Raw genomic sequence first — 13,736 nt, forward strand, 5'->3', positions numbered from 1 at the left:
GATGCATGGATATTTGTGGTCATAAATTAAGTCCCCACTTATTTTTAAGTGGGGACTAACATAAGGCTAATTAGAGAGATTGGTAAGGAGGTGCTTTGCCGGATACTTACGGTATTTGGTGGAGGTGGCGGGAGTTGAACTCACTAGAGTTCAACTATATCAAAAACTATCTAATATAAGCCTTTGTAAATTAAGTATTTCAAGCTTTTCTATTTGATAGTCTTTGATAAATATTAAAAAAAGTGTGGCAAAAAATGTGGCAAAGAATATTTAATTACATCTCGTATAAATACATAACTAATTTTTTTGTGTACAAGCCGTGTACAAAAAAATTTATGTGTAAATGGGAGTTGAACTCAGGATTTATCTTTAAATCAGATGGCCTGTGTTGCACAAACCTACCGTTAAGACCTTATTCCACAATATAATTTTCAGATGAAAATATCATCATTTTTACAATTAATAAGATGTAACGATATTTTATTCATTGTGATTCAATTTTTTAATCTGTACTTTTGTTTTGGACTTTTAGGTTTATCAGGGAGAGTACACTCTATCAACCCCGCTTCTAATGCTGGGTTTAAATAGTTTTTTTTGGAATGTTGCTCGATGTGATAGATCCAGTAAAGACATCAGCTCACTAAGACTATATTCGCTCTGCTCAATACTTTCAATTAAGCGCTTAACTTGGTCGCCAACTTGTAGCTAGCTTGAACCATATCTTGATCGCTCGTGGTAGATGCAACGATTGCATCTAAGATCATTTGCAGAATAAATTCAATAAATGGTGATGAATCTAAACGGTCTGTACTAACCTGAAGTGCATCATAATAAGTTTTTTGGTTTTGATAAATCAGGCTTTCTACAGGAATATTGAGAAAAATGGGATTCCACTGGCTTAATATTAAAGTTTGCCATAAAGGCCCCATACAGAACGCTATCGAAATAGACGGAAAAGATTCGGTTTACGCATTAACTTAATCGCTGCACTGGTAAACTGAATCAACTTGCAATAACGACTTTCGCAAGAGATCTAATGATGTATCTTCAAAATGAGGCTGTCTCGCGTCTAAAATACTGGGAGCAGCCCCAAAAAAAAAGAAAAAAGTGGGATGAAATAATCATCCCATATCAATTCTATATTACTTAATAACATAGAACGTAACAGGCTATAATGTTTTCCTAGTTCGTATTAACAGAACCTGAAAAACTAATTAATAAATTAAATACAGATTTTATTACTATCACTTCCGTTAAAAAATTTGCCTATTATCATTTATGAAATCGGATTATCTATCAGTAAGTAATCAAAATAACCAGAGCCATTTAGATCTTTACTTGTTATAGCACCTCTATCAAGTAATGAATTATATACTTCGCACGAAGTCTCTGGCAGTAAAGCGCAGTTATGACAAGCAGCCAAGTTCATTCCATTAGGCCCTTGCCCCCCATCATAACCAACCTCACGACAAATTGGGTCTGAGCTACACCAATTAGAACTTTCAATTGCTTTTTTAATGATTGGTTCTAGTGTTCCAGGCGTAGCCATTCGAACTAAACCGCCCAATGATCCTTCACTATCTCCAGAAGCGGTATATATTAAAATGCCATACATTTCCATATCGTTAGCATTATTAACATATAACCTTTCTCTTAATGAAGCAGTGCTATATCCACATTCAAAGATAAGCTGATTAATCAAAAGATGAGCAAAAGTATGAATCAAAAGAAACTCAGGACTAAGTTCTTCTAAATGATGAAATAGGCTTGAACTATTTGCTCTATTAGCTAGTTTTTTAAATGATTCATTTAAAATAAAATTCTTAGACCATTGTTTTATTAGATCTGCTTTAAATTCTAAAAATATACCTTCACCATATACTTTTACTGCTGGCAACCAATTAGATTCTTTATTTGGAAAAGCTCTTAAGGCTTTCTTATAGTTTTCAACTGTTCGGTTATTTTGAGACTGGATACGATCGAAACCATATAGAGCATTCGTAACAGTTAATTCCTTCACCTGTGTTACTGCTGAAAAGTACTCTGTAAACCAATCATCAAAAGAAGATATAGATAAAGGTTTAGTTACCAGTACGCCCTCTTTAATTTCACTGAAAAATTTACGATGTTCTTGAAATCTATATTCAGCCTCAGATTCGATATCATTATTAATTACTGACAGAGCTTGATTTTGTTTCTCTAAATATGAGGTTACATCATCCTTTGAAAACTGATGACTTAAAGCCATAACTAACATATTAATTTTATGATTTAAATCTCCACAAGAATTAATTAACTCTTTATCATCAGTTGACAATTTTTCATAAGCTGCTTCTATTTCCAAGTTTTTTGAGTCAGAGTCATCTTCAAGTTGTGGAATTAAAATAGAAGACTCTGTTTTTGAAAAATAAATGTTTGTAGATTGACGTAAGGCACCTACCAATGGGGCATCGCAAATTTCAGAATGATTATGCCCCAACCAAGGTGAATATCCTGGGCAAGCAATGCCTTTTTGCTCTAAAGTTGATGTCATCTTCCCTTGAAGATCAGAGTCCTTGGTAAAAATTCCAGATAGTGAAACAGCTCTGGAGTTATGTGTCTTACATCTCACTTTTACATCTGAAACAGAAGCACTTCCGGTCCCTACCAAAGCCAGATCACATGACTCCGTACAATTTGACTGATTATGATGGTTTAACCACGCAACCCATGGAAAGTCCTGTAAATGCCCATTACTACAACAACTTACAAATCTGGCTTGATATGCAGGAGCCTTACATTCTCCGCATTTCACTTCATTCTCATCAATAGCAGATACTTTTATAAGTTTCTGGCAGGATGTATTACTACAGATATGCCAGTATGGAAAACGAATACCGGGGATAGGCGCATCAATTTTATGCCCTTCATCTAATATCACAGCATTTGGAGGTATTCTGAAATGATCTACATTCAATCTTTTAGCCAATCTAGAATCTTTAAATATATATCTTGAAATCAATGACTTACTTAAAGACTCTGTTGTTCCTGATTTGGTGTACCAGTAATCTAAACCACATGCAATTATTGAAATACCATCCTTATTAATCTGCATCGCTCCAGGTCCAAAAGTATGAATAAGCTGACCTTTTCTTGTTCTTACTTCACTCTTTTTACTCATCAAAGTAACCCTCATCTTGTTGATAATGTTCATAGACATCTGTAATCCACAAACTGGACTCAGCATCTACATTCCTCATACTGGTTGGACATGGGATTTTATTTTTTGTAATGCCCATTGATCCTAAAGGATAAAGTAGATCAGTCTGCTTTGGCTCACTATCAGGTATTAACTGGCCCCACTCATTATAAGTTTGCTTTTTCCGGTCCCAATTTTTAATAAAATTATTAAACATCTTCGTAATATCATCAAACTCATCATCATTCATGGTGTGTTTTCTGAGATTAAAGAACCTCTCCGTCCACTGTTTAATAACTGAAAGATCAATGTTTGTGGGTTTTGCTTCTATATGAGAAAATTGTCTCACGTTAGCGACTGTAATTGCTTCCAATCCTCGTTTTAATGCAGGTCTAGAGAATGGAGTAACTGTAGAAGGTTCAACTTTTGCATACAGCCGTTGGTGATATGCACGAAAATCTTCATAATGTGATTTATCTCGTGGCTTTGAATTATTATAAATAGTGACAACAAGACCTGGTATATCAGGTCTACGACCTACTCGGCCTGACACCTGAATATATTGTGCAGTTGTCTTAGGCTGACCAATAATTGACATTACTGATAGTCTATCAATATCAACACCTACTTCAATAATACTTGAAGCCAGACAAAAAGCTTGTACTTTATAATTTTGGCACAGGTCATAAAACTTTTTAGCATTTTCAGGCAATTTTGCTTTAGGTGTTTTATTTTTCAAACCTAAATACAATTTCTCAAAATGATAATAGTTTTCCAAACTAACTTTATTATCCCTTTCGATACATTGAATCAATTGAGATATTGATTCTTTGAATTCGGAATGTTTCTTTTCAATTTCTTTAAGCTCAGCAACTAACTTGTGAAAAAAATTAGAATCCGCAAGCTCGGAATTATTAAGTTTTTCCTCAAGAGCAACTATCGCTTTAGGAATATCATCATCCTTTAGTCGACTCGTTAACTCCATACCTCTTTCATGAACATTTCTTCTTGGTAAAAGCCAACGTGGATAACGTCTTTTCTGTTCCAAGAGATAACTTACTATATCCGATTGAAATAAGGTTATTGCACCACCTAACTCTCTTATACTGTTGTAAAAAGCGAGTAACGTAACCCATGGATCCCTATCTTCTACTTCAACCCTATTTGCAGCGAAAAGTAATGCAGATTGTGTTCTAACTTGAGTAGTTAAAACAGAACCTAACCCTGGAGCACAAACTCCAACATATTTACGTCCTGGCAGTAATTTCCCATTCTGATCTCGAGCATATCTAGCAAAAAAAGAATCCTCTGCATCAACACCAGCAGGAGGAAAAATACTAACATTTTTGCGTCCATATATACCTTCTATTTGATCTTGATAGCCTTTAGTTGTTGCAGTCGCACAAACAATTTTAGGCTTTGAAGAACCGTCAGAACACATCTCTTCAATAAGAGGTTCATAAAGAGCGACCATAGAACCTAATGGTCCAGAAATCAGATGTAACTCATCCTGAATAATTAACTGAGGTGGTAATGCGAATCTGTTTCCATCATTATTTATACCAAAAATACTTCTTATTTTAGGCTGCCAAGCGAGCATGGCAAATTTATCAACCGTTGCAATTACAACTGATGGACGCTCTTCATAAATATCTTCATCAATTACAAAAACAGGTACTTGTTTATGAAATACACAAGTTGGATCTACACAAGAAAAGATAACTGAATTAGTTTGCTTATCAGCTTTATATCCAACTACTGTTTTTTTGAAGTTTTTATTAGTATTAACAATACCCATCTGACTTGCACAATAAGGGCAACGATCTAGTAAAAAGGGGTTGTTAAATTCTTTTCCAGTTTCAACATTTCTTTTTAATTTTTTAAGATCATTAATTGCATTTTCTTTAGTATTCGGAGTGTTTTTCCCTCCGACCCATAATCCAATACTGAATCTTTTACCAGGTATTTTTTCTTCCTGGCGAATAACCTCAAGGCAACAAATTAAAGTCGCCGCTCGTTGTAATTGTTGGGCTGTAAGAAGGCGTAACGTATAACGCATCAGGACTTGAACACCATCTGCCTTCTCACCTAACTGCAATCTTTTAAAGAGAAGTGTAAAAGCGGCTAATCCAAGGTATGCCTCTGTTTTTCCGCCACCAGTGGGGAACCAAATTAAATCTACCTTTTCATGATCAGGATGTGCATTATCAATAGCACCTTGAATACACATTAATAGGAAACCGATCTGAAAAGGTCTCCAAATACCCTGTGCATGGATATTTTCATGGAATGGAGTGGCTACAAAAGCATGTCCCCCTGAATCTTTATCAAAATTTACAGGACGAATTTTTTTTGGAGCATGTTTCTGTTGTTGCAACATTGCTTTATTTGCTAATTTAAAAGCACGCTGTATCTCAGGATACTCACATACAAGTTTATAACCTGCATTGATTCTTGCTAAAGCTTCTTCACAGTTTTTAATATGTTCTTTTGCTGTAAGTTTCAACTCATTACTTAGTTCAGATTTATCAATGTAATCTTTATTCTTTTGAATCCATTTATTATATGCTGTTATCATTGACCGAATTTGTTGATCACCATCACCATCTGGTGTGAAATTCGCTAGCGCTTCCATAGTTATTTTAAGTTTAATGCCATTTTCAATTTCAACGTCAGATGAAATACTTGGAGTCTCAAATGCAGGAAGTGCTTCTGTAAAAACCTCTGTAACGCTATTACATTCAGTATATGCAGCTTTATTCCAGTTACATGCAATACCATGTCCTCTCGCAAAAACAGGTGCTTTTCTATAGAGTAACTGGTTACTTAAGTCATCCTTACTATCATTTATCAATTCAGGATATGGAAGAATTGCAGGCTTATTTAAATTAGGTACATTAATACTTAATTGTGTTTGGAATAAACTTTGTCTATTTCGATTAATAAATTTACTACTAGACTCTGTATCTTGTTCCGTGTGACGATTAACAACTGCAACCGTAATTAAAAGCTTTCCTTTGTGCTGTCTTACTACCCCCTCTACATAAAATAATTTTAAGAAATCTTCAGAAGGTTTATCAGATTCATCATATAAATTATATTTAAAACTACTCTTTAAATCGGCTACTTTTTTTCCAAAATTCACTTGAATTGGCTTACGATACCACCATGTATCTTTTAATATTTTTCCTTTTTTTGTTTCATATTTAATATCAAAATCTTTATAAAATGCACCTGAGATATTAAAAACCAATTCATCAGTTTGTATTGAATCCAATAGAAATGATAAACCAATACTGGATGGAGCTCTAGCATTAGCTAAAGATATATCAAAATCATTATTATCATCATAGGTAGATTTTTTTTTTAAATTCTGTCTTTTTCTACTTACTATATCGCCTTCATCAAAATCTTCTGTTTTTTCATCTATAATAATTTCTGAGGTTTCTACACTCATGGAGTCCTGATCGGATCCCATAGGATATATTACGCCTACCCCATATCGCTGAATTGGATAAACTTTAAGTATCTCTTCTTTATCATTTTTTGTCACATATGGTACGTCAGGATTTGTTAATAATGTGCTATTTAGTACATCAAGCTCTTCTCCATATGGACAGGGACCTAATAGTTCTTCCTGTAAGGTCTTAAATATTATTTCATCTCTAACGATAGCGCCCCTACTCATTACTTGTTCCTCTGTAAATATAAATATAATGTTTTTTCAACTTTTTTATGGAAAAGGTAGTGCACAGAATCTGTTGCACGACTAGCCCCCGTAAATAACATTCTTTTTGCATCATCTGATTCAATTTCATCAAAATCTGTAAGAATAATTACAGGAGCTTCCAATCCCTTAAACTTATGGATTGAGGTATATCTTAAACAATTTAAATCCAAATCGTAAACGCTTAGATTTGCATTTATATTATCTCTGTGAAGATGCAATAAACTTTTAGATTCTGCCAATTTTGAAAGGATAACTATATCAGAATAATGAAAACCTTCTTTTAAACAGTTTTGGATAATTTCATTTACCTTCTTTAGTTGTTCTGATTGATTTGAATACATATAATATTTCGATACCAATATTGGTGGATATTTTCGAAGGTACCCAGAGTAAGGTGAATCCATTGATAAAATATTTAAATTCACACGTGTAGATGCTTCTGTATTTCTACAATTTTTCTTAAGTTTGAAGTGTACAAACCCAGAATTCCTATCTCTTAAGTTTTTTATAAAATCACTTTCTGATAATTTTTTTGTATAGATATTTTGATAAACAAAATCACCAAAAATATGCCAGCAACCTTGTGTCAAACCTTTTTTAAGTAATAAATCTAGACAATCAAGCCATAGATTATTCCAAATAATATCCTGTGCTTCATCAACAATTAACAAATCATAGCTTTCATCTTGAGATTTATTAATTATATTAGTATATGCTATTTGTGGTAAAAGATGATTCCAATATTTTTCATCATTATCATTTAATGTATTGACGTCAAAATCATAACCTCTCATTAATGAATGTAAAGTTGAAACTTTAATACTAGCCCAACTTTCAAGTTTATTTTTCAGAAAATCACCAAGTAATTTATTCATACAAACAAATAAAACTTTTTTTCCTTCACGAGCTGCACGAATTGCGGATTCAACAGCAATAAAAGTTTTACCTGTACCTGGTGCTCCATTAAATAAAACACATGGATGATCAGCTAATGAGTCAAGAGCTTCATACTGTTCTGAAGTAAATTTGAATAGTTCTTTCTCTATTATGGAACTATTACTTTCCAACTGTATACTTGGTTCAATATTTGGACGTAAAATTTTAATCAATCTAACCATATCATTTGAATCAGGCCGATTACTTTCTACCAACCAAGATAAGTTATTTTTTCTTGAAATTTCTTCTCTAAATTTTTTTATTCTATTTTTAAGTAACTCAGATAGCCTAGTGTTTCGAAACTCTTTACAAGATACGTAACTATTTTTATGAACTTCAATACTTACAGGATGAAACTCACAGTGAGTAAAAATAACTAATGGAAATATTGGAATATCTCTAAATTCTATATTCTGATCAGTAATATAATTTTTTAGACTAAATAACGTTTTATTTAATTGGACAAATGGACTAATTGAACCATTTTTATCGGTCCGACCAAGATGCCAGACTCCATCTTCAACCTTAATTTCAAGATGAGATTTAATCTCAATTGCTAAAATTCCAAGTTTAGGAATAATAACTATAAAATCCAATTCACCCATTACTCGAGTTTGATGATAAGCAACATTTAATGAATGTAAGACAACCCAATTTTTAATTTCTTCATCCCTTGAGATTCTTTCAAAAAAAATCTTCTCTCCCGGACTTGAATTATTATTTAAATCAAATATTCGAGGAATCATTTTTGGCATAATTATTAACCTAATGTGATAATAGAAAAACTTATTCCGTCAACTTCATAATTAGATCCAAGATTATCAATAGATTTAATTTTTTTAAGGAAATCAATAACTATTTCTTGCCCAACTACTCTTTTCTCATGCCCCTCACTTATGGAATCTCCCCTAAGCTTCTTGGCTAGTTCAAAGAATCGATCTATCTCTTCTTTATCAGTTATACCTGCGAACAGTAAAACAGCCTTATAATCCTCAAAACTTCTGGGAGCTATATTATCAGGACTACACCAATTTTTAATATTCTGCATAGTAGCTTTCATAGCACCTAATTTTTCCAATTTAGATATTAAAATTTCTAAATTAGGATAATCTCTTAATGGTTTTTTCCATTTTTCCATAATAGATTTCTTAGCACGATTTAAGTTTTCAGAAGTTAAATTTATAGTATCAATTTCCTTAATAAGGTATTTAACATTATGAATTTGATTTGAGTTTTCAAACACTGAAAAACCAATCACTCCTTTATAATCAATAGTTAAATACTGCTTATTGCATTCAATCCAATGGGTATTACCATCTTTATCCTTTATATCTATGGAGCACAATATTCTTTCATTATTAAATAACTCTACATTTTCAAAATTTGATTTTAAACCCTCATAAAATTTAGAATTATCTTCTTCATTACTAGAAAATTTTAAATTAAATTCATAACCACCATCTATTTCAGTAGATGGTTTTTTTATAAACTTAATATTATCAATCTCTGCCTCTATTGAACTATTATCTGGAGCTTTAAAAACCAAGCTTGAATACGTTTGATTATAAATAAATTCAGGATGTATGAAAAATAAATTTTTTGCTGGTGGTAAAATTATTAACTCTGAAATCCATGAAATAGGAAGAAATGTAATAATAGGTATATTAAAATATTTTTCCTTTATTTCATCCTTAAAAATAGGCTGTATGAAATCAATTAGATCACGGTCCTTCAGAATAGAAAATATATAATCCCATTGATTTCTCTCTACCAATAAACCATATTTATTAAAGATATTATTTAAAATTAAATTTTCCAGCACTTCCCCAATTATTACTAAAGGATTAACATACTTAAAACACTTATAAATTATTTTTGCATTTTCCCTAAGATCAGATCTAGAAAGCCCTCTTTTCACAACCTCTCTTATATTATTGATATCATCATTATATATCTCCCTTACAGAAATATACTTATTCACAATTAACATACATTTTTTAGTTATATCAATAACTTGATATTCTTCACCTGCAGTTTTTCTTATTTCAGAAATTGCATGAACAAGTAATGATAAAGGCTTATAATCATAAGGAATAAAAAAAATATTTGCCTGTTCAAAACTTGGAAAGAACATACTCATTTAACTACCTCCTTCATTATCGTAGCAGTTAAAATTGTTTTATTAAAACCAAGTCTTTTTAATTCTTCTGACACATTATCAAAATCAACATAAACTAAATTTTTTTCTGAATATAAATCATCAACCTGCATTATCAAATCTTTAAAATTACTATTAAATGGGGATATAATTATTAAAAACCTACCTTTATCAATATTTTCAGGAACCTCATTTACCCAAATCTGATTTGGATAATTACTTCCATTAAAGCTTTGTGACGTATATATATCTAATGCACTAATATTACTGTTTTTTATTGAACTATTAAGAGCACACTGCATTGAAAAATTTGGATATAAATCAATACCAAGTGGCATATTTTTCCAGTAGTTTACTTTTGATTTAGCATCTCGACCAACAATTACAGGAAATAAAGAGTTTGATAGATTTTTCAAATCTTCTTCTACAATATTACGTTTTCCTAACCAATCTTTCTCAACTTGATATGGAAAAACTTTACCTTCCGACTCTATCTCAGAACATTTACTTGCGTGTCTTTCAGGTTCACAAATTGAATTTGCACGTGGTTTACGACGCCTAAAATAATAAAACTCCCCCCCTTCAAACACAACAGTTTCATCAATTACTGCGTGAAAATACCCCTTACTTTTGTCTTTTTCAGGCAACAAAATACAAGTTCCAGAAAGATAAGGTGGAGAAATGTCAACTTTCGCCCCATGACAAGCAATCAAAGCTGTCAAATATGGGTTTTTAGAAAGAATTGCTACACACTTGAACTCTTTTTCTAAAAAAAGTTTTCTTGAAATTGTATAAAATAATTGATATTGCTTTGGTAATTTTTCCAAGTTCATATTAATTTAATTAATCAAAAGATATAAAAAAGTATTTAGTTTTATTGATTATACTATAAATTATTTTTTATACTAAAAATTATAAAAATATTTTTTAGTATTTCTAAAATGATTCAATAACTTTATATTATGAAGTAAAACTAAACAGTTTATTTACACCACAGCTATCAAATAAATAATTTTATTTTTTTAAAATTATAGCTACAGAAAAGCAATTAGCTATATATATTAGACCTCTGACGAAAGTATGCTTTTACCTAATTTTTGAATCAGCTAAAACCTTATAAAATATAGCTTGCGGCTGTTTAAATTTTGACTAACGCAAGAGGTCTATTAATTCCATCCACTTACTTAATTCTTTCAATACAGAATTAATCATGTTATCCCTCTCCAAAATAATTGAAGCAGATCATATCATGTATTAGCAGTTGAGCTGGATTTAACATTCACAAGTTATCAACATTAATCTTAGTATGCAATTTTTAAAATTTAGAGTGAAGATCAAGTAAATTTTCTTATGGAGCTTCTAGCTTCAAAAAAGTATTTCAAGTATCTACTTTAGAGTAAAATTCTAATTTTAACTTAAAGCAAATTACCAATTATGAACAGATTTATAATGCAAATCCTTTTCAGCTATTGTGTGATTGATAAGACCTGGTATCATGCATGTGTTTTTTAAGTTATCAGGCTACTATGAAAGATAATGATATTTTAGTGATTGATCTGTTCTCTGGTCCTGGAGGATTAGGTGAAGGATTTGCATCTTACCAAAATAATAATGAAAAACATCCTTTCAAAATCGGTATGTCTGTTGAAAAAGATCCACATGCTCATATGACACTGACTACTAGAGCTTTTTACAGGCTTGCAAAACAAAAAGACTGTCTAGAGGGTTACTACCAATATTTAAATGGCAAAATTTCCAGAGCAAAGCTTTTTGAATCACATAAAGAAATTTATGAATCAGCTTTTCAGGAAACATTAGAAGGTCCTTGTGAATTAGGTAAAGATAATGATCAAATTCATAACAGAGTAGATGATTTAGTAAAAAACCATAAAGGACCTAAAATTTTAATTGGAGGACCACCTTGTCAAGCTTATAGCTTAGCTGGCCGTTCCCGAAATGCGGGTAATAAAAACTATGTACCTAAAGAAGATCATCGTCATTTCCTTTACAAAGAATATTTGCAGGTTTTATCAATAGCGCAACCTGATATTTTTGTAATGGAAAATGTGAGGGGCATTCTGACTGCAAAAGTTGATAATCAATTAATATTTCCTCAAATTCTTAATGACCTGCGTAATCCATCAAAGATTACCGGATCCGAGAGTTGCCCTTCATATCGAATATATTCCCTTGTGGAGAAAACCAAAGATACTTTAGATAGCTCTGCTCCAGCCAACCTGAACCACCTGATTAGATCCGAAGAATTCGGGATTCCTCAAGCAAGACACCGAGTTATTCTGCTTGGAGTAAGAGAAGATATTAAACAGATACCTGATATCTTGGATAAAAATATTTATCCTAAAGTTTCGGTTAAAGAAGCTATTGGCGATTTACCTAAATTACGAAGTGGATTATCAAAAAAAGTTGATTCTTATGACTCTTGGCAGGAAGTTGTTTCAAAAAATGCAGAGACATTAAGCAAATTACATAATATCGGTGTTGATGTTAATAAAACAGATCTTCAACCATATGAAGATTTAAAAAGAAAAGAAACTGTTCATAAAAATAAATCATCAAACCAGTTGCCAGACCATTTGAGAAAATGGATTCTTGATCCTGAGCTAAATCTAGTACTCAATCATGAGACGAGAGGACATATGGAGTCAGATCTGCTCAGATATAGTTTTTGTGCATTACATGGCGAACAAAGAAGATTCTCACCTAAAGCCGAGAATTTCCCGGCTGAACTTGCTCCTCAACATCAGAACTGGAATTCCGGGTCTTATAATGACCGCTTTCGTGTCCAGATTTCTACCAAAGAAGCCACTACAATAACAAGCCATATTTCAAAGGATGGTCATTATTTCATTCATTATGATCCAAAGCAGTGTAGAAGTCTTACTGTAAGGGAAGCCGCTAGATTACAAACCTTCCCGGACAATTATATATTTGAAGGAAATCGTACTAATCAATATACGCAGGTCGGAAATGCTGTCCCCCCTTTTCTAGCGCGCCAGATCAGTGAAATTGTGTTTTCATTGTTAAAAAAACATTATAGTAATTTATAAAAATTGAAGTCCGATGTTCAGTCATAACTGAGTGAACATCGGACTTGCTGCATGGTCATTAATCCTAAAAGCGAACTTAAACAATTTCAATAAAAGAACTCTCACCACGTAACCATTCGGAAATAATATTAATTACTCTACTTGGATCTTTGGTTGCACCCCTAATACTACATTCCCATACAACACATACTCTCCAGTCATTATCTAATAATAATTTTATTGATTTACTATCATTAAACTGGTTCTTGGTTATTTTTTCTTGCCAGAATTCAGTTCTGGTAGCAGGTAATTTAAATAAATAGCAATTCTTATGGCCATGCCAAAAACAACCATTTACAAAAATGGCAGCCTTATATTTAGGTAGAACAACATCAGGCTTACCGGGTAGATCCTTTACATGAAGGCGGAATCGAAATCCTTTTTTATGTAGTAATTTACGGATTAATATCTCAGGTTTTGTGTTCCGGCTTTTTATACCAGCCATCATACGACTACGAGTGGAGCTATCAACAATATCTGTCATAAGTTTGACCTTTTATAGATATCGACTTTTACATATTGGATTCAAGCTACGCGTACAATAATATAAAAACCAGCTAAAACTTATTTGAGTACATACTCCCAAAATTAGGATGATTCACCACTGAACAATATGAAAACTTCTAT

The 13,736-nt window shown here is 32.1% G+C and carries 7 protein-coding genes and 1 pseudogene; 1 reads left to right on the top strand and 7 read right to left on the bottom strand.

The window, feature by feature from the left end:
* Positions 1 to 494 precede the first annotated feature (494 nt).
* From HLH14_RS16085 to HLH14_RS14100, 6 genes and pseudogenes are all read right to left on the bottom strand, one after another.
* Positions 495 to 929 (bottom strand): annotated as a pseudogene (locus HLH14_RS16085) (Fic family protein); the annotation flags it as partial.
* A 347-nt stretch (positions 930 to 1,276) separates the two neighbouring features.
* On the bottom strand, positions 1,277 to 3,199 hold the full coding sequence (gene drmB / locus HLH14_RS14080) for a DUF1998 domain-containing protein (protein WP_235940523.1): 1,923 nt from the start codon (positions 3,197 to 3,199) through the stop codon (positions 1,277 to 1,279).
* Positions 3,153 to 6,866, bottom strand: a complete 3,714-nt coding sequence (locus tag HLH14_RS14085; RefSeq protein ID WP_171533308.1) for a helicase-related protein — start codon at positions 6,864 to 6,866, stop codon at positions 3,153 to 3,155. The genes drmB and HLH14_RS14085 overlap by 47 nt, the downstream gene beginning before the upstream one ends.
* Positions 6,866 to 8,599, bottom strand: a complete 1,734-nt coding sequence (locus HLH14_RS14090) for a nuclease-related domain-containing DEAD/DEAH box helicase (protein WP_171533309.1) — start codon at positions 8,597 to 8,599, stop codon at positions 6,866 to 6,868. Before HLH14_RS14090 ends, HLH14_RS14085 begins: the two co-directional genes overlap by 1 nt.
* A 5-nt stretch (positions 8,600 to 8,604) precedes the next feature.
* Entirely contained in the window at positions 8,605 to 9,984 is a 1,380-nt protein-coding gene (locus tag HLH14_RS14095; RefSeq protein WP_171533310.1) for a hypothetical protein, read from the bottom strand.
* Positions 9,981 to 10,835 carry a hypothetical protein gene (locus HLH14_RS14100; protein ID WP_171533311.1) on the bottom strand — a complete coding sequence of 285 codons (855 nt, stop codon included), beginning with the start codon at positions 10,833 to 10,835 and terminating at the stop codon, positions 9,981 to 9,983. Before HLH14_RS14100 ends, HLH14_RS14095 begins: the two co-directional genes overlap by 4 nt.
* Before the next feature lie 693 nt (positions 10,836 to 11,528).
* Here HLH14_RS14100 and HLH14_RS14105 point away from each other — a divergent pair.
* Positions 11,529 to 13,070, top strand: a complete 1,542-nt coding sequence (locus tag HLH14_RS14105) for a DNA cytosine methyltransferase (protein ID WP_171533312.1) — start codon at positions 11,529 to 11,531, stop codon at positions 13,068 to 13,070.
* A gap of 76 nt (positions 13,071 to 13,146) precedes the next feature.
* On the opposite strand, the gene HLH14_RS14110 is transcribed toward HLH14_RS14105, so the two are convergent.
* Positions 13,147 to 13,593: a very short patch repair endonuclease gene (locus HLH14_RS14110; RefSeq protein ID WP_171533313.1), complete on the bottom strand. Its 447-nt coding sequence runs from the start codon at positions 13,591 to 13,593 to the stop codon at positions 13,147 to 13,149.
* Positions 13,594 to 13,736 lie beyond the last annotated feature (143 nt).

The organism is Acinetobacter terrae (genome assembly GCF_013004375.1).
GTDB classification, from domain to species: domain Bacteria; phylum Pseudomonadota; class Gammaproteobacteria; order Pseudomonadales; family Moraxellaceae; genus Acinetobacter; species Acinetobacter terrae.

Coding starts and splice junctions, on each gene's coding strand:
- drmB (WP_235940523.1), bottom strand. CDS start 3,199: ATGTCTATGAACATTATCAACAAGATGAGGGTTACTTTGATGAGTAAA.
- HLH14_RS14085 (WP_171533308.1), bottom strand. CDS start 6,866: ATGAGTAGGGGCGCTATCGTTAGAGATGAAATAATATTTAAGACCTTA.
- HLH14_RS14090 (WP_171533309.1), bottom strand. CDS start 8,599: ATGCCAAAAATGATTCCTCGAATATTTGATTTAAATAATAATTCAAGT.
- HLH14_RS14095 (WP_171533310.1), bottom strand. CDS start 9,984: ATGAGTATGTTCTTTCCAAGTTTTGAACAGGCAAATATTTTTTTTATT.
- HLH14_RS14100 (WP_171533311.1), bottom strand. CDS start 10,835: ATGAACTTGGAAAAATTACCAAAGCAATATCAATTATTTTATACAATT.
- HLH14_RS14105 (WP_171533312.1), top strand. CDS start 11,529: ATGAAAGATAATGATATTTTAGTGATTGATCTGTTCTCTGGTCCTGGA.
- HLH14_RS14110 (WP_171533313.1), bottom strand. CDS start 13,593: ATGACAGATATTGTTGATAGCTCCACTCGTAGTCGTATGATGGCTGGT.